Source organism: Mycobacterium sp. shizuoka-1, assembly GCF_002723835.1.
Classification (GTDB): domain Bacteria; phylum Actinomycetota; class Actinomycetes; order Mycobacteriales; family Mycobacteriaceae; genus Mycobacterium.
This window is the reverse complement of record NZ_BEWG01000099.1, coordinates 1-16629: the sequence shown is the minus strand read 5'-3', so window position 1 is coordinate 16629 and position 16629 is coordinate 1. Positions and strand designations below refer to the sequence as shown.

The window sequence follows — 16629 nt, the reverse complement described above, 5'->3', positions numbered from 1 at the left end:
TGGGGACATCCTGTCAAACCCGGAGCCGCAGGGGTCCCGCTGCGCGGTAGACAGATTTGTCATTCTGTTTACCCTGGACTTCTATTGTGACCCAAGGCACCGCACCACGCGGACGTTAACGAAAGAGACGGGAGATCCGTGGCCGAGACCGTCCAGCAGCTGCTCCGTGAACGCCGCGACGATCCGCGCCCGGCGGTGAAGTTCGGTGATCAGGTCTGGACCTGGCGCGAACACCTCGACGAGGCCGCCCGGCAGGCCGCGGCGCTGATCGCGATGGCCGATCCGGACCGGCCGCTGCACGTCGGAACGCTGCTGGGCAACACCCCCGCGATGCTCACCGCGATGGCGGCGGCCGGGCTCGGCGGCTACGTGTTGTGCGGGGTGAACAACACTCGGCGCGGCGCGGCGCTGGCCCGCGACGTCGTCAAGGCCGACTGCCAGATCCTGCTGACCGACTCGGCGCACTCCGATCTGCTCGACGGCCTGGAGTTGCCGGGTGTGCGGGTGCTGGACGTCGACTCTCCGCAGTGGCCGGCGCTGATGGCCGGGGCGGGGGAGTTGACCCCGCACCGCGAGGTCACCGCGACCGACACGTTCATGCTGATCTTCACCTCCGGGACCAGTGGCGAACCCAAGGCCGTGCAGGTCGCGCACATGATGGTGCCGTTCGCCGGGGTCGCGCTGGTCGACAGGTTCGCGATCACCGCCGATGACGTCTGCTACCTGTCGATGCCGCTGTTCCACTCCAACGCGTTGATGGCGGGCTGGGCGGTGGCGCTGTCCGCCGGTGCGGCGATGGCGCCCGCGTCGTTCTCGGCATCCGGTCTGCTGGCCGATCTGCGTCGCTACGGCGCCACCTACATGAACTACGTCGGTAAGCCCCTGGCCTACGTGCTGGCCACGCCGGAGCAGCCCGACGACCACGACAACCCGCTGCGGGTGGCGTTCGGCAACGAGGCCACCGACCGCGACATCGCCGAGTTCGGCAGCCGGTTCGGCTGCGCGGTGTGGGACGGGTTCGGCTCCACGGAGGGAGCGGTCATCATCACCCGCGAGGACGACTGCCCGCCCGGCTCCGTCGGCCGGGGTTTTCCCGGCGTGGCGATCTACCACCCGGAGACCCGGACGGAATGTGCCACAGCCGTTTTCGACGAATCCGGGGCACTGGCCAACCCGGATGAGGCCATCGGGGAGATCGTCAACACCACCGGCGGCGGCATGTTCGGCGGCTATTACAACGACGGCGCCGCCACCGACGAGCGGCTGCGGCACGGCATGTACTGGTCGGGCGACCTCGGTTACCGCGACGCCGACGGCTGGATCTTTCTCGCCGGACGCACCGCGGACTGGATGCGGGTGGACGGCGAGAACATGGCCGCGGCACCCATCGAGCGCGTCATCCAGCGGCTGCCGCAGGTCAGTCAGGTCGCGGTCTACCCGGTCCCCGACGAGCATGTCGGCGATCAGGTGATGGCGGCGATCGTGCTCGCCGACGGTGCCGAGCTCACGCCGGCCGAGTTCGAGCAGTTCCTGGCCGGCCAGTCCGACCTGTCGCCGAAGGCCTGGCCGCGCCATGTCTGGGTCGCAGGCGAACTGCCCGCCACCGCCACCAACAAGGTGCTCAAGCGTGAGCTCGTCGCGCGCGGCACCCGGCCCGGTGCGGGCGTGGTCTGGACCCGTGGCGCACGGGCCAGGGCCTACCAGGTCAGCGCGGCGGAATAGCGGGCCGCAGCGGCGCGTTTGGGCTGGTGACGGTCAACCTGGCATACTGGACCGTCGACCACCTCAGGTACCGGTTCACGCTCGATCAACAGGCATGACCCTGTGGGCGACCCGGCGACCACCGATTGCAGAGGACATCATGAAGACAGGGATTCATCCCGCCTACGGCGAGACCACCGTGGTCTGCGGCTGCGGCAACTCGTTCACCACTCGCAGCACCAAAGACGGCGGCCACATCGTGGTCGAGGTGTGCTCGCAGTGCCACCCGTTCTACACCGGCAAGCAGAAGATCCTCGACAGCGGCGGCCGCGTGGCCCGCTTCGAGAAGCGCTACGGAAAGCGCAAGACGGCCGGCGAGACCGCCGACAAGTAGCTGCTTGACCGACGCCCGCTCTGCTGCCCCGTGCGCAGGCCGGGCGTCGGTTTGCGTTCCGGCCCGGTTGAGCGAGAGGAGAAGCGACGATGACGCACGCCAGTGTTGAGGCCGTGCTGACCGAGCACGCTGACCTCGAACGGCAGATGTCGGATCCCGCGCTGCACGCCGACGCGGCCAACGCCCGCCGGGTGGGCCGGCGCTTCGCCCAGCTGGCCCCGATCGTCACCACCTACCGCCGGCTGGAGACCGCGCGCGGTGATCTGGAGGCCGCCCGCGAGCTGGCTGCCGAGGACGCCTCGTTCGCTGCCGAGGTGCCCGACCTGGAGGCCAGGGTCGCCGAACTCGACGCGCACCTCACCGATCTGCTGGCGCCGCGGGATCCGCACGACGCCGACGACATCGTCCTCGAGGTGAAATCCGGTGAGGGTGGCGAGGAGTCGGCGTTGTTCGCCGCCGACCTGGCGCGGATGTACATCCGCTACGCCGAACGCCACGGTTGGACGGTCACCATGCTCGACGAGACGTGGTCGGATCTGGGCGGCTACAAGGACGCGACGCTGTCCATCCGCAGCAAGGGCGACTCCGCCGACGGCGTGTGGTCGCGGATGAAGTTCGAGGGCGGCGTTCACCGGGTGCAGCGGGTGCCGGTCACTGAGTCGCAGGGCCGGGTGCACACCTCGGCCGCCGGTGTTCTGGTCTATCCCGAGCCCGAAGAGGTCGAACAGGTTCAGATCGACGAGTCCGATCTGCGCATCGACGTCTACCGGTCGTCGGGCAAGGGTGGTCAGGGCGTCAACACGACCGACTCGGCGGTGCGCATCACCCATCTGCCCACCGGGATCGTCGTCACGTGCCAAAACGAGCGATCGCAGCTGCAGAACAAGGCTCGCGCCATGCAGGTGCTCGCGGCCCGGTTGCAGGCGCTGGCCGAGGAGCAGGCCTCTGCCGACGCGTCGGCGGACCGGGCCAGCCAGATCCGCACCGTCGACCGCAGCGAGCGCATCCGGACCTACAACTTCCCGGAGAACCGGATCGCCGATCACCGGATCAACTTCAAGGCGCACAACCTCGATCAGGTGCTCGACGGCGATCTGGATCCGCTGCTGGACGCCCTGGCCGAGGCGGACAAGCAGACCCGACTTCAGCAGGCATGACCAGCACGCTGCGGCAGGCCGTCGACGCGGCCACCGCGGCGCTGGCCGCGGCCGGCATCGACTCCGCCCGCACCGACGCCGAGCTGTTGGCCGCCCATCTGGCCGGGGTCAGCCGCGGCCGGCTGGCCGCCCTGGACGCCCCTGACGCCGACTTCCTGCGCCGCTATGACGAGCTCGTGGCCGCCCGCTGCACCCGCATCCCGTTGCAGCACCTCACCGGCTCGGCCGCGTTCGGGCCGCTGGATCTGCAGGTCGGGCCCGGCGTGTTCATCCCGCGGCCGGAGACCGAGGCGCTGCTGGAGTGGGCGGTGGCCCAGCGGCTGCCCGAGGCCGCGGTGATCGTCGATCTGTGCACCGGATCCGGTGCACTGGCGATCGCGCTGGCCACGCACTGGCCGCGGGCGCGGGTGATCGCGGTCGACGACGACCCGGCCGCGCTGGACTATGCCCGCCGCAACGCCGCGTCGACCGCCGTGGAGTTGGTGCCGGCCGACGTCACCGTGCCCAGCCTGCTGCCAGAGCTGCGCGGTAGCGTCGACCTCGTGGTGTCCAACCCGCCGTACATCCCCGCCGGGGCCGAGCTGGAACCCGAAGTGGCCGATCATGACCCCGCGCACGCGCTGTTCGGCGGCGCCGACGGGATGGCCGTCATCGCGCCGCTGGTACGCCTGGCCGGCGAGTGGCTGCGGCCCGGTGGTCTGTTCGCCGTCGAGCACGACGACACCACATCGGAGCTGACCGTCCAAACAGTGAGTGAGACAACGCTTTTCGCCGACATCACCCCACGTCGCGATCTGGCGGGCCGCCCGCGGTTCGTGACGGCCCGCCGGAAGGAGTCAGCGTGACCCAGGTGTTCGACTGCACCGACGCCACCAAGCGCGCGGAGGCCATCAGCGCGGCAGCCGCCGCGGTCAAGAGCGGCAGGCTGGTCGTGATGCCGACCGACACCGTGTACGGAATCGGAGCGGACGCCTTCGACAGCGCGGCGGTGGCCGCCCTGCTGGCCGCCAAGGGGCGCGGCCGCGACATGCCGGTCGGGGTGCTGGTTGGCTCGTGGCACACCATCGAGGGCCTGGTGTACTCGGTGCCGCACAGTGCCCGCGAGCTCATCCGGGCGTTCTGGCCCGGCGCGTTGAGCCTGGTCGTGCAGCAGGCGCCGTCGCTGCAGTGGGACCTCGGCGACGCCCGGGGCACCGTCATGCTGCGGATGCCGCTGCACCCGGTCGCGCTGGAACTGCTGCGCGAGGTCGGTCCGATGGCGGTGTCCAGCGCCAACCTGTCCGGGCGTGCACCGGCGACGACCTCCGAGGATGCGCAGCGCCAGCTCGCCGACCTGGTGCAGGTGTACCTCGATGCCGGGCCGTCCCAGGAGCAGGCCGCCTCGACGATCGTCGACCTGACCGGCGCCACCCCGCGCCTGCTGCGCGAGGGGCCGATCAGCGCCGCGGCCATCGCCGAGGTGCTCGGCACCGACGTCGCCTCGCTCACCGCCTGATGACGGTGCCCGCCGAGACCCTGCTCGCGCTCAGCGACCGCGGCGCCGGGGTGCCCCTGCGCGAGCTGGCTCTGGTCGGCCTGACCGCTGCGATCATCACCTACTTCGCCACCGGCTGGGTCCGGGTGACCGCCACCCGGCTCGGTGCGGTGGCCTACCCCCGCGAGCGCGATGTGCACATCAAGCCGACGCCGCGGATGGGCGGGCTGGCGATGTACGTCGGCGTGGTCACCGCGGTGTTCCTGGCCTCTCAGCTGCCGGCCCTGGCCCGCGGGTTCATCTACTCCTCGGGCATGCCGGCGGTCGTGGTGGCCGGCGGGCTGATCATGGGCATCGGGTTGATCGACGACCGCTGGGGTCTGGATGCGCTGACCAAGTTCGCCGGTCAGATCACCGCGGCCAGCGTGCTGGTCACGATGGGCGTGGCCTGGAGCGTGCTGTACATCCCGATCGGCGGCGTCGGCACGATCGTGCTGGACCAGGTGTCCTCGATCCTGCTCACCCTGGCTCTGACGGTGTCGATCGTCAACGCGATGAACTTCGTCGACGGCCTCGACGGGCTGGCCGCCGGACTGGGGCTCATCACGGCGCTGGCGATCTGCATCTTCTCGGTCGGGTTGCTGCGCGACCACGGCGGCGACGTGTTGTTCTATCCGCCGGCGGTGATCTCGGTGGTGTTGGCCGGCGCCTGTCTGGGCTTCCTGCCGCACAACTTCTATCGCGCCAAGATCTTCATGGGGGACTCCGGCTCGATGCTCGTCGGCCTGATGCTGGCGGCGGCGTCGACCACCGCCGCGGGCCCGATCTCGCAGAGTGCCTACGGCGCACGCGATGTGTTCGCGCTGCTGTCACCGTTCCTGTTGGTGGTCGCCGTGATGCTGGTGCCGGCGCTGGACACGCTGCTGGCCATCGTGCGGCGCACCCGGGCCGGGCGCAGTCCGCTCAGTCCGGACAAGATGCACCTGCACCACCGGCTGCTGCAGATCGGGCATTCGCACCGCCGCGCCGTGCTGCTGATCTACCTGTGGGTGGGCATCATCGCCTTCGGTGCGGCCGCCACGATCTTCTTCGATCCGCGGTATACCGGTGCGGTCATGCTGGCCGCGATCGTGGTGGCGGTGGTCGTCACGCTGATCCCGCTCTTACGCCGCCGCGACGACGACTACGAGGGACTTTACGACAGTAAGTAGTAGACGTGTTTTCTGCCGTCTACCATGTGGTACGGTGCTGGCAGAACCCCGAAGAAACCTCGCGGGTTGCCGGCCCGGCCCCTCGGAGTAACACCCGAACGGCGCCGATTTACGACCGACAAAGGGAGCTGCCCCTTGGGTGATTCCAGCGCGCCTGCCGCCCTCCGATACGCTCGGCGGACCAGCACGCAGAAATCGCTCGACCGGCTCTCGAGAACGCAAGATTGAGGTGAACCTGTGACGACGCCAGCGCAAGATGCGCCGTTGGTGTTTCCGTCCGTTGCCTTCCGGCCCGTTCGGCTGCTTGCGATCTGCGCTGCCCTGACCGCCGTCGCGGTGATCGCCGCCGGCGCGGCCGGTTACCTCATGTTCGGCGTGTTCTTCGGCATCGGCCTGGCCTTGGGTCTGCTCAACGCTGTGCTCGTGCAGCGGTCGGTCGAATCGATCACCGCGGGCGATCACCCGCTCAAGCGCAAGATGGCTCTGAACTCCGCAACCCGGTTGCTGGTCATCACGGCGATCGGGTTGACCATCGCGATCCTGTTCCGTCCGCTCGGTCTTGGCGTGCTCTTCGGCTTGGCGTTGTTCCAAGTTCTGCTGGTCTTGAGCACGGCGTTGCCGGTGTGGAAGAAGATCCGGACCGGCGAAGACACTGTCGACAGCTCCACAGACGAAGCACCGAAGGATTGACCACACGATGAGTGAACGAATCCTCGCCGAGGCCGCCATCGAGGTCGGCCATCACGACACGGCCGAATGGCTCGGGATGACGGTGAACACCGACACCATCCTGGCGACGGCGATTGCGGGCGTGATCGTGATCGCGCTGGCGTTTGTGTTGCGTGCGAAGGTCACCTCCACCGGGGTGCCCAGCGGCATCCAGCTGTTCTGGGAAGCCCTCACCACCCAGATGCGCGGCCAGATCGAGTCCGCGATCGGGATGAAGATCGCCCCGTTCGTGTTGCCGCTGGCGGTGGCGCTGTTCGTCTTCATCCTGGTCTCGAACTGGATCTCGGTGTTGCCGGTCCAGTACAAGGACTCCGCCGGTGCGACCCACGAACTGCTGAAGCCGCCGGCGGCCGACATCAACTTCGTGTTGGCGCTCGCGCTGTTCGTGTTCCTCTGCTACCACGCCGCGGGCATCTGGCGCCGTGGTGTGCTCGGCCACCCGGTGAAGCTGCTGAAGGGTCACGTCGCGTTCCTGGCCCCGATCAACCTCGTCGAGGAGATCGCCAAGCCGATCTCGCTGTCTCTCCGACTTTTCGGCAACATCTTCGCCGGCGGCATCATGGTGGCGCTCATCGCGATGTTCCCCTGGTACATCCAGTGGGCGCCCAACGCGATCTGGAAGACGTTCGACTTGTTCGTCGGCTTGATCCAGGCGTTCATCTTCTCGCTGTTGACGATTCTCTACTTCAGCCAGTCCATGGAACTGGATGAGGAGCACCACTAAAAGACGTGTTCGACCCCCGAACCACCCACAGCCTGGTAGGAGTCCTACCAGCAATCAAGGAGGAATAGGAATGGCAGACCCCCAAATCGTCATGGGCGCCCTGATCGGCGGCGGCCTCATCCTGGGCGGCGGCGCCATCGGCGCCGGTATCGGTGACGGTATCGCCGGTAACGCGTTGATCTCGGGCATCGCCCGGCAGCCTGAGGCCCAGGGCCGGCTGTTCACCCCGTTCTTCATCACCGTCGGTCTGGTGGAGGCGGCGTACTTCATCAACCTGGCGTTCATGGCCCTGTTCGTGTTCGCCACGCCTGGCGCTTCCTAGTCCGCATGGGGGAGCACAGCGTCACCCTGTTGGCGGCCGAGGAAGGTGGTACCCAGAACTTCCTCATCCCCAACGGCACCTTCTTCTTCGTGCTGGCCATCTTCTTGATCGTGCTGGGCGTGATCGGCAAGTTTGTCGTGCCGCCGATCCAGAAGGTGCTCGGTGAGCGCGAGAAGATGGTCGCCAAGACCACCGAGGACAACCGCAAGGCCAACGAGTTCGAGGCCGCTGCCGACTCCGACTATCGCAAGGAGATGGCGGCGGCCCGAAGTGAGGCGTCGGGCATCCGCGACGAGGCCCGCGCCGAGGGTCGCAAGATCCTCGACGAGCACAAGGGCCGTGCCAGCGAGCAGGCAGCGGAGACGCTGCAGCAGGCGGCTGACGAACTCAAGGTTCAGAGTGACGCCATCGCGGCCGACCTGAGGTCGTCGGTGGACACCCTGTCCGCGACGCTGGCCAGCCGGGTCCTGGGTGTCAGCCTCAGCGAGTCGGCGACAACGGCGCCGGGACGGTAGGACATGTCAACCTTCATCGGACAGCTCATCGGCTTCGTCGTCATCGTGGCCATCATCTGGCGGTACGTGGTACCGCCGATCAAGAACATGATGGCCAACCAGCAGGAGACGGTGCGCACTCAGATCGACGACAGCGCCAAGGCCGCCAAGCGGCTTGCTGACGCCGACAAGCATCACGCGGCGCGGGTCGACGAGGCCAAGGCCGAGGCCAAGCACATCGTCGAAGAGGCCCGTACCGATGCCGAGCGCATCGTCGAGCAGCTTCGTGCTCAGGCTGACGTCGAGGTCGAGCGGATCAAAGTGCAAGGTGCGCAACAGGTTCAGTTGTTGCGTGCCCAGCTGATCCGCCAGCTGCGTCAGGATCTCGGCGCCGAGTCGGTGCGCCGGGCCGGCGAGCTGGTCCGTGCCCACGTCGCCGACGCGCAGGCGCAGTCGGCCACCGTCGACCGGTTCCTCGACGAGCTGGATTCGATGGCGCCGGCGGCGTTCGCGCCGGAGGCGGGCTCGGACCTGCGCTCGGCCAGCCGCGATGCGCAGGCTGCGGTGGTCGAGAAGTTCGACGCGCTGTCGGCGGGGTTGTCCAGCGACGCCCTGTCCGCCCTCTCCGATGACCTGGCGTCGGTGGCCGGGCTGCTGATCGGCGAGCCGATCCTGACCCGCCATCTGGCCGAGTCCTCGGGTGAGACCGAGGCCAAGAAGCGCCTGGTGCACCGGCTGCTCGACGGCAAGGTCGGGGACAACAGCCTGGACCTGCTGGAGACCGCGGTCTCGGTGCGCTGGTCGCGCACCGAGGATCTGGTCGACGTGATCGAACACGTCGCCCGGCTGGCGCTGCTGGTTCGTGCCGAGCGCGACAACCAGGCCGACGAGGTCGAGGAGCAGCTTTTCCGCTTCACCCGCGTCCTCGACGAGCAGCCCCGGCTGACGTCGTTGCTCGGTGACTACACCGCGCCTGCCGACGGCCGGATCGCGCTGCTGCGCAAGGTGCTCGGCAGCGGCGCGAACGCGACCGCCACTGCGCTGCTGGTGCAGACCGTCAGCCTGTTGCGCGGCGAGCGTGCCGACGAAGCGGTGCTGGCATTGGCTCAGATCGCGGTCGCCCGCCGCGGCGAGATCGTCGCGCATGTGAATGCGGCCGCCGAGCTCACCGCTGCGCAGCGCACCCGGCTGACCCAGGTGCTCACCCGCATCTATCACCAACCTGTTTCGGTGCAGCTCAATATCGATCCTTCTGTGCTGGGCGGCCTTTCGGTCGCCGTCGGCGACGAGGTGATCGACGGGACGTTGTCGTCGCGGCTGTCCGCAGCCGTGACGAAGCTTCCTGATTAGCCGACCGACCAGCCCGGCGAACAGCCCCACGAACCCCAAGACCCAAAACAAAGGCAGGAAGACGAAAAGCCATGGCAGAGTTGACAATCTCGGCTGACGACATCCAGGGCGCCGTCCAGGAGTACGTATCGAGCTTCGAGGCGGACACCGGTCGCGAGGAGATCGGCACCGTCATCGACGCCGGCGACGGCATCGCCCACGTCGAGGGTCTGCCCTCGGTGATGACCCAGGAACTGCTCGAGTTCCCCGGCGGCGTGCTCGGTGTGGCGCTCAACCTCGACGAGCACAGCGTCGGCGCGGTCATCCTCGGTGAGTTCGAGAAGATCGAAGAGGGCCAGCAGGTCAAGCGCACCGGCGAGGTGCTCTCGGTGCCGGTGGGCGACGCCTTCCTGGGTCGCGTGATCAACCCGCTGGGCCAGCCGATCGACGGCCAGGGCGACATCGAGTCCGAGGAGCGCCGCGCGCTCGAGCTGCAGGCGCCGTCGGTGGTGCAGCGCCAGGGCGTTGGCGAGCCGCTGCAGACCGGCATCAAGGCCATCGACGCGATGACCCCGATCGGCCGCGGGCAGCGCCAGCTGATCATCGGCGACCGCAAGACCGGCAAGACCGCCGTCTGCGTCGACACCATCCTCAACCAGCGCGAGGCCTGGGAGACCGGCGACCCCAAGCAGCAGGTCCGCTGCGTGTACGTCGCGATCGGCCAGAAGGGCACCACCATCGCCTCGGTGAAGCGCGCGCTCGAAGAGGGCGGCGCGATGGAATACACCACCATCGTCGCGGCCCCGGCGTCGGACTCGGCCGGCTTCAAATGGCTTGCGCCCTACACCGGTTCGGCCATCGGCCAGCACTGGATGTACAACGGCAAGCACGTGCTGATCGTGTTCGACGACCTGTCCAAGCAGGCCGACGCCTACCGCGCGATCTCGCTGCTGCTGCGCCGCCCGCCGGGCCGCGAGGCGTTCCCGGGTGACGTCTTCTACCTGCACTCCCGTCTGCTGGAGCGTTGCGCGAAGCTGTCCGACGAGCTCGGTGGCGGGTCGATGACCGGTCTGCCGATCATCGAGACCAAGGCCAATGACATCTCGGCGTTCATCCCCACCAACGTCATCTCGATCACCGACGGCCAGTGCTTCCTGGAGTCCGACCTGTTCAACCAGGGTGTGCGCCCGGCCGTGAACGTCGGTGTGTCGGTGTCCCGCGTCGGTGGTGCCGCGCAGATCAAGGCCATGAAAGAGGTCGCCGGTTCGCTTCGTCTGGACCTGTCGCAATACCGCGAGCTGGAGGCCTTCGCGGCCTTCGCCTCCGACCTGGACGCGGCGTCGAAGGCTCAGCTGGACCGCGGTGTGCGCCTGGTCGAGCTGCTCAAGCAGGCCCAGTACAGCCCGATGGCGGTCGAGGATCAGGTCGTCGCGATCTTCCTCGGTACCCAGGGCCACCTGGATTCGGTTCCCGCCGAGGATGTTTCCCGCTTCGAGTCCGAGTTCCTGGAGCACGTCAAGGCCAGCCACTCCGACATCCTCACCGGCATCAAGGAGACCAAGAAGCTCTCCGACGAAGCCCAGGAGAAGCTGGTTTCGGTGATCGCCGACTTCAAGAAGGGCTTCGCGGCCTCCGACGGCAGCTCGGTGGTCCCCGGTGACGAGCATGCCGAGGCCCTGGACCCCGAGGACCTGGAGAAGGAATCGGTCAAGGTCCGTAAGCCGGCGCCAAAGAAGAACTAGTAGAAGAGCTATAAGGAAATGGCAGCCACACTTCGCGAGCTACGCGGGCGTATCCGCTCCGCTTCGTCGATCAAGAAGATCACGAAGGCCCAGGAGCTGATCGCCACGTCGCGGATCGCCAAGGCGCAGGCCCGCGTCGACGCGGCCCGGCCGTACGCCAGCGAGATCACCAACATGCTCACCGAGCTCGCCAGTGCCAGCGCGCTGGATCACCCGCTGCTGGTGGCGCGGGAGAACCCCACGCGGGCCGGTGTGCTGGTGGTGTCCTCGGATCGCGGTCTGTGCGGTGGCTACAACGCCAACGTCCTGCGCCGCGCCGAGGAGCTGTTCTCGCTGCTGCGCGACGAAGGCAAGGATCCGGTGCTCTACGTCGTCGGGCGTAAGGCGTTGGGCTACTACAACTTCCGGCAGCGTGCCGTTGTCGAGTCGTGGACCGGCTTCTCTGAGCGCCCCGAGTACGACAACGCCCGGGAGATCGCCGACACCCTGGTCGCCGCATTCATGTCGGGTGCTGATGACACCGGAGAAGACCCGGGTGCGGACGGGATCCTCGGGGTGGACGAGCTCCACATCGTGTCGACCGAGTTCAGGTCGATGTTGTCGCAGACTGCGGCCGCGTTGCGGATCGCCCCGATGGTTGTCGAGTACGTCGGAGAGCCGGAAACCGGCCCGCACACGCTGTTCTCGTTCGAGCCCAACGCCGAAGAGCTGTTCGACTCACTGCTCCCGCGCTACATCGCGACCCGCGTGTACGCGGCGTTGCTGGAGGCGGCGGCCTCGGAGTCGGCCTCTCGTCGCCGTGCCATGAAGTCGGCGACCGACAACGCCGACGATCTGATCAAGGCGCTCACGCTTGCGGCGAACCGCGAGCGTCAGGCGCAGATCACCCAGGAAATCAGCGAAATCGTCGGCGGCGCCAACGCGCTGGCCGACGCCAAGTAAAGCCGCGTAGGAAGCGAAGAGGAAATGACTGCTACCGCAGAGAAGACCGCAGGCCGGGTCGTCCGCATCACGGGACCCGTGGTCGACGTGGAGTTCCCGCGTGGCTCGGTGCCCGAGCTGTTCAACGCGCTGCACGCCGACATCGCCTTCGGCGCGCTCGCCAAGACTCTGACCCTGGAAGTGGCTCAGCACCTGGGCGACAACCTGGTGCGCTGCATCTCCATGCAGCCCACCGACGGCCTGGTGCGCGGCGTCGAGGTCAGCGACACCGGCGCCTCGATTTCGGTGCCGGTCGGCGACGGTGTGAAGGGTCACGTCTTCAACGCCCTCGGTGACTGCCTGGACGAGCCGGGCTACGGCAAAGACTTCGAGCACTGGTCGATCCACCGCAAGCCGCCGGCCTTCGCCGACCTCGAGCCTCGCACTGAGATGCTCGAGACCGGTCTGAAGGTCGTCGACCTGCTCACCCCGTATGTGCGTGGCGGCAAGATCGCCCTGTTCGGTGGCGCCGGCGTGGGCAAGACCGTTCTGATCCAGGAGATGATCAACCGCATCGCTCGCAACTTCGGTGGCACCTCGGTGTTCGCCGGCGTGGGGGAGCGCACCCGTGAGGGTAACGACCTGTGGGTCGAGCTTGCGGACGCCAACGTGCTCAAGGACACCGCGTTGGTGTTCGGTCAGATGGACGAGCCGCCGGGCACGCGTATGCGTGTGGCACTGTCCGCGCTGACCATGGCGGAGTTCTTCCGCGACGAGCAGGGCCAGGACGTGCTGCTGTTCATCGACAACATCTTCCGGTTCACCCAGGCCGGCTCCGAGGTGTCGACGCTGCTCGGCCGTATGCCGTCGGCGGTGGGTTACCAGCCGACGCTGGCCGACGAGATGGGTGAGCTGCAGGAGCGCATCACCTCCACGCGTGGCCGCTCGATCACCTCGATGCAGGCCGTGTACGTGCCCGCCGACGACTACACCGACCCGGCGCCGGCCACCACGTTCGCGCACCTGGACGCCACCACCGAGCTCTCCCGTGCGGTGTTCTCCAAGGGCATCTTCCCCGCGGTGGATCCGCTGGCGTCGTCGTCGACGATCCTGCACCCGAGCGTGGTCGGCGACGAGCACTACCGGGTTGCCCAGGAAGTCATCCGAATCCTGCAGCGCTACAAGGATCTTCAGGACATCATCGCGATCCTCGGTATCGACGAGCTCTCCGAAGAGGACAAGGTTCTGGTCTACCGGGCGCGCAAGATCGAGCGCTTCCTGAGCCAGAACATGATGGCCGCCGAGCAGTTCACCGGTCAGCCCGGTTCGACCGTGCCGCTCAAGGAGACCGTCGAGGCCTTCGACAAGCTGGCCAAGGGCGAATTCGACCACCTGCCCGAGCAGGCGTTCTTCCTGATCGGTGGCCTGGACGACCTGGCGAAGAAGGCCGAAAGCCTCGGCGCCAAGCTGTGATGTTGCAGACGCGAAAGGTGATGTGAGATGGCCGAATTGGACGTCGACATCGTCGCCGTCGAGCGCAAGATCTGGTCGGGCAAGGCGACGTTCGTCTTCACCCGCACCACGTCGGGTGAGATCGGCATCCTGCCTCGCCACATCCCTCTCGTTGCCCAGTTGGTGGACGACGCGATGGTGCGCGTCGAGCGCGAGGGTGAGGACGATCTGCGCATCGCGGTCGACGGCGGCTTTCTGTCGGTGACCGAGGAGGGCGTGACGATCCTCGCCGAGTCCGCGGAGTTCGAGTCGGAGATCGACGCGGACTCGGCCAAGGCCGACGCGGGCTCCGACGATCCGCAGACCGCTGCCCGCGGACGGGCGCGCCTGCGCGCCCTAGGCCAGCTCGACTAGCCGCGGGCCAGCGACCGATGAGCGCGCCGATGTTTTTCATGGCCGCGCTGATCAGTGTGCTGTTACTTGCCGTCGCCGCGCTGAGCTACCGATTGTGGAAGCTGCGCCAGGGCGGTACCGCCGCGATCCTGCGTGACATCCCGGCCGTCGGCGGCCATGGCTGGCGGCACGGGGTGATCCGCTACCGGGGTGACGAGGCCAGGTATTACCGGCTGTCGAGCCTGCGGTGGTGGCCTGATCGGCGGTTGAGCCGCCGCGGGCTGGAGATCATCTCCCGGCGGTCGCCGCGGGGCGACGAGTTCGACATCATGACCGACGAGATCGTCGTGCTCGAGTTGCACGACACCACCGCCGAGCGCGCACGCGGCTACGAGATCGCATTGGACCGCGGTGCGCTGACCGCGTTCCTGTCGTGGGTCGAGTCCAGTCCATCGCCGCGGGCGCGGCGCCGGACCGCGTAGTTACGTCGTGGCCGGCTTGTCGGCCTGGCCGCCGCCGGGCTGCCACAGCACGTCGTCGCCGCCATTGGCCACCCGCGACAGGATGAAGAGCAGGTCCGAGAGCCGGTTGAGGTAGCGCGCCGGCAGCGGGCTGACGGTGTCGGGGTAGGCCTTGATCGCCGCCCACGCCGACCGCTCGGCGCGTCGGGTCACGGTGCGTGCGACGTGCAGAAACGCGGACAGCGCCGTGCCGCCCGGCAGGATGAACGAGTTCAGTGCTGGCAGCTCGTCGTTGTAGTGGTCGCACCATCCTTCGAGCCGCTCGATGTAGGGCGGGGTGATCCGCAGCGGCGGATACTCCGGGTTCTCGACAACTGGCGTGGACAGATCGGCTCCGGCGTCGAACAGGTCGTTCTGGATCTGCAGCAACACCGCGCGCAGGTCGTCGCCGGGTTCCCCGAGCGCGACGGCCACCCCGAGGGCGGCGTTGGCCTCGTCGCAGTCGGCGTAGGCGATCAGGCGCGGGTCGTTCTTGTCGACCCGTGAGAAATCACTCAGTCCCGACGTACCGTCGTCGCCGGTCCGGGTATATATGCGGGTCAGATGCACTGCCATGGAGGAAACGGTACCGGCCGAGTGCGCCGGTCCGGGCCGTCGGCTCCACTAAACTCTTCGGAGTGGGCGAGCGTTTCGTGGTGACCGGCGGCAACCGGTTGTCGGGCGAAGTGGCGGTCGGCGGCGCCAAGAACAGCGTCCTGAAACTGATGGCCGCCAGCCTGCTGGCCGAGGGCACCACGACGATCACCAACTGCCCGGACATTCTCGATGTGCCGCTGATGGCCGAGGTCCTGCGTGGCCTGGGTGCCAACGTGGAACTCGACGGCTCGACGGTACGGATCACCTCGCCCGACGAACCCAAGTACGAGGCCGACTTCGCCGCGGTGCGCCAGTTCCGGGCGTCGGTGTGCGTGCTCGGTCCGCTGGTCGGCCGGTGCAAACGCGCCCGGGTCGCCCTGCCCGGCGGCGATGCGATCGGTTCGCGGCCGCTGGACATGCATCAGGCCGGTCTGCGTCAGTTGGGTGCGGACTGCAACATCGAGCACGGCTGCGTGGTGGCGACCGCCGAGAAGCTGCACGGCGCGGAGATCCAGCTCGAGTTCCCATCGGTGGGGGCCACCGAGAACATCCTGATGGCCGCGGTGCTCGCCGACGGTGTGACCACGATCCACAACGCCGCGCGCGAACCCGACGTCGTCGACCTGTGCGAGATGCTCAACCAGATGGGTGCCCAGATCGAAGGCGCGGGCACGTCGACGCTGACGATCACCGGCGTTCCGCGGCTGCATCCCACTGAGCATCGGGTGATCGGCGACCGGATCGTGGCCGCGACCTGGGGCATTGCCGCGGCGATGACCCGCGGGGACATCTCGGTCACCGGGGTGGACCCGGCACACCTGCAGTTGGTGCTGCACAAGTTGCACGACGCCGGCGCCACAGTGACCCAGCACGACGACGGGTTCCGGGTGGTGCAGTACGAGCGGCCCAAGGCCGGCAATGTCGCGACGCTGCCGTTCCCGGGCTTCCCGACCGATCTGCAGCCGATGGCGATCGCGCTGGCGGCGGTGGCCGACGGGACGTCGATGATCACCGAGAACGTGTTCGAGGCGAGGTTCCGCTTCGTCGAGGAGATGATCCGCCTGGGCGCGGACGCGAGGACCGATGGTCACCACGCGGTGGTGCGCGGGCTCCCGCAGCTGTCGAGTGCCCCGGTGTGGTGCTCCGACATCCGCGCGGGGGCCGGTCTGGTGCTTGCGGGCCTGGTCGCGGACGGTGAGACCGAGGTGCACGACGTGTTCCACATCGACCGCGGCTACCCGCTTTTCGTGGAGAATCTGGCCCGACTTGGAGCTGAGATAGAACGCGTGTAATGTAGGCGGTCGGCCAGCCGCGCCGGACCTGGAGACAGGAGGGCAGCGGCAGTTGACGCCGGTAAAGACATGTAGTAAGTTAGCAGGGTTGCCTGCTGGCGGGTGTCAGCCGGGTGTGTTGTTTGAGAACTCAATAGTGTGTTTGGTGGTTTTTGTTTGTTGTTTTTTTGCCATGCTCTGATACCCCCGTGTTGGGG

General features: G+C 67.8%; 18 protein-coding genes. 17 read left to right on the top strand and 1 reads right to left on the bottom strand.

Annotation, left to right across the window (positions count from 1 at the left end; genetic code table 11):
* Window positions 1-138: 138 nt before the first annotated feature.
* From fadD1 to MSZK_RS25175, 16 genes are all read left to right on the top strand, one after another.
* Entirely contained in the window at window positions 139-1722 is a 1584-nt protein-coding gene (gene fadD1 / locus MSZK_RS25250) for a fatty-acid--CoA ligase FadD1 (RefSeq protein WP_099251281.1), read from the top strand.
* Between the two features lie 139 nt (window positions 1723-1861).
* Entirely contained in the window at window positions 1862-2095 is a 234-nt protein-coding gene (rpmE, locus tag MSZK_RS25245) for a 50S ribosomal protein L31 (protein ID WP_099251293.1), read from the top strand.
* 89 nt (window positions 2096-2184) lie between these two features.
* Window positions 2185-3252, top strand: coding sequence for a peptide chain release factor 1 (gene prfA / locus MSZK_RS25240; protein ID WP_099251280.1), 1068 nt, complete (start codon window positions 2185-2187; stop codon window positions 3250-3252).
* On the top strand, window positions 3249-4097 hold the full coding sequence (gene prmC / locus MSZK_RS25235; RefSeq protein ID WP_099251279.1) for a peptide chain release factor N(5)-glutamine methyltransferase: 849 nt from the start codon (window positions 3249-3251) through the stop codon (window positions 4095-4097). The genes prfA and prmC overlap by 4 nt, the downstream gene beginning before the upstream one ends.
* Window positions 4094-4747 (top strand): L-threonylcarbamoyladenylate synthase, encoded by a 654-nt coding sequence (locus tag MSZK_RS25230; protein WP_099251278.1) that lies wholly within the window; start codon window positions 4094-4096, stop codon window positions 4745-4747. Before prmC ends, MSZK_RS25230 begins: the two co-directional genes overlap by 4 nt.
* Window positions 4747-5937 carry a glycosyltransferase family 4 protein gene (locus MSZK_RS25225; protein WP_099251277.1) on the top strand — a complete coding sequence of 397 codons (1191 nt, stop codon included), beginning with the start codon at window positions 4747-4749 and terminating at the stop codon, window positions 5935-5937. Before MSZK_RS25230 ends, MSZK_RS25225 begins: the two co-directional genes overlap by 1 nt.
* 237 nt (window positions 5938-6174) lie before the next feature.
* The gene (locus MSZK_RS25220; RefSeq protein ID WP_099251276.1) at window positions 6175-6627 is read left to right on the top strand and encodes an ATP synthase subunit I; all 453 of its coding nucleotides are present in this window, start codon (window positions 6175-6177) and stop codon (window positions 6625-6627) included.
* A gap of 7 nt (window positions 6628-6634) precedes the next feature.
* Complete coding sequence (atpB, locus tag MSZK_RS25215) at window positions 6635-7390, top strand: F0F1 ATP synthase subunit A (protein WP_099251275.1); 756 nt, start codon at window positions 6635-6637, stop codon at window positions 7388-7390.
* A 70-nt stretch (window positions 7391-7460) separates the two neighbouring features.
* Entirely contained in the window at window positions 7461-7712 is a 252-nt protein-coding gene (locus MSZK_RS25210; RefSeq protein WP_036343982.1) for a F0F1 ATP synthase subunit C, read from the top strand.
* A 5-nt stretch (window positions 7713-7717) separates the two neighbouring features.
* Window positions 7718-8227 carry a F0F1 ATP synthase subunit B gene (locus MSZK_RS25205; RefSeq protein ID WP_099251274.1) on the top strand — a complete coding sequence of 170 codons (510 nt, stop codon included), beginning with the start codon at window positions 7718-7720 and terminating at the stop codon, window positions 8225-8227.
* 3 nt (window positions 8228-8230) lie between these two features.
* Window positions 8231-9556 (top strand): F0F1 ATP synthase subunit B/delta, encoded by a 1326-nt coding sequence (locus MSZK_RS25200; protein ID WP_099251273.1) that lies wholly within the window; start codon window positions 8231-8233, stop codon window positions 9554-9556.
* 71 nt (window positions 9557-9627) lie between these two features.
* Window positions 9628-11277, top strand: a complete 1650-nt coding sequence (gene atpA, locus MSZK_RS25195) for a F0F1 ATP synthase subunit alpha (RefSeq protein ID WP_099251272.1) — start codon at window positions 9628-9630, stop codon at window positions 11275-11277.
* Between the two features lie 18 nt (window positions 11278-11295).
* Window positions 11296-12219 carry a F0F1 ATP synthase subunit gamma gene (locus MSZK_RS25190; RefSeq protein ID WP_099251271.1) on the top strand — a complete coding sequence of 308 codons (924 nt, stop codon included), beginning with the start codon at window positions 11296-11298 and terminating at the stop codon, window positions 12217-12219.
* A 24-nt stretch (window positions 12220-12243) separates the two neighbouring features.
* On the top strand, window positions 12244-13671 hold the full coding sequence (gene atpD, locus MSZK_RS25185; RefSeq protein WP_005148266.1) for a F0F1 ATP synthase subunit beta: 1428 nt from the start codon (window positions 12244-12246) through the stop codon (window positions 13669-13671).
* A 27-nt stretch (window positions 13672-13698) separates the two neighbouring features.
* Window positions 13699-14064, top strand: a complete 366-nt coding sequence (locus MSZK_RS25180; RefSeq protein ID WP_099251270.1) for a F0F1 ATP synthase subunit epsilon — start codon at window positions 13699-13701, stop codon at window positions 14062-14064.
* A 17-nt stretch (window positions 14065-14081) separates the two neighbouring features.
* On the top strand, window positions 14082-14525 hold the full coding sequence (locus tag MSZK_RS25175) for a DUF2550 domain-containing protein (protein ID WP_099251269.1): 444 nt from the start codon (window positions 14082-14084) through the stop codon (window positions 14523-14525).
* Here MSZK_RS25175 and MSZK_RS25170 read toward each other — a convergent pair whose 3' ends face one another.
* Window positions 14526-15119, bottom strand: a complete 594-nt coding sequence (locus MSZK_RS25170) for a cob(I)yrinic acid a,c-diamide adenosyltransferase (protein WP_099251268.1) — start codon at window positions 15117-15119, stop codon at window positions 14526-14528.
* Between the two features lie 62 nt (window positions 15120-15181).
* Here MSZK_RS25170 and murA point away from each other — a divergent pair, with 62 nt between their 5' ends.
* Complete coding sequence (gene murA, locus MSZK_RS25165) at window positions 15182-16432, top strand: UDP-N-acetylglucosamine 1-carboxyvinyltransferase (protein WP_099251267.1); 1251 nt, start codon at window positions 15182-15184, stop codon at window positions 16430-16432.
* Window positions 16433-16629 lie beyond the last annotated feature (197 nt).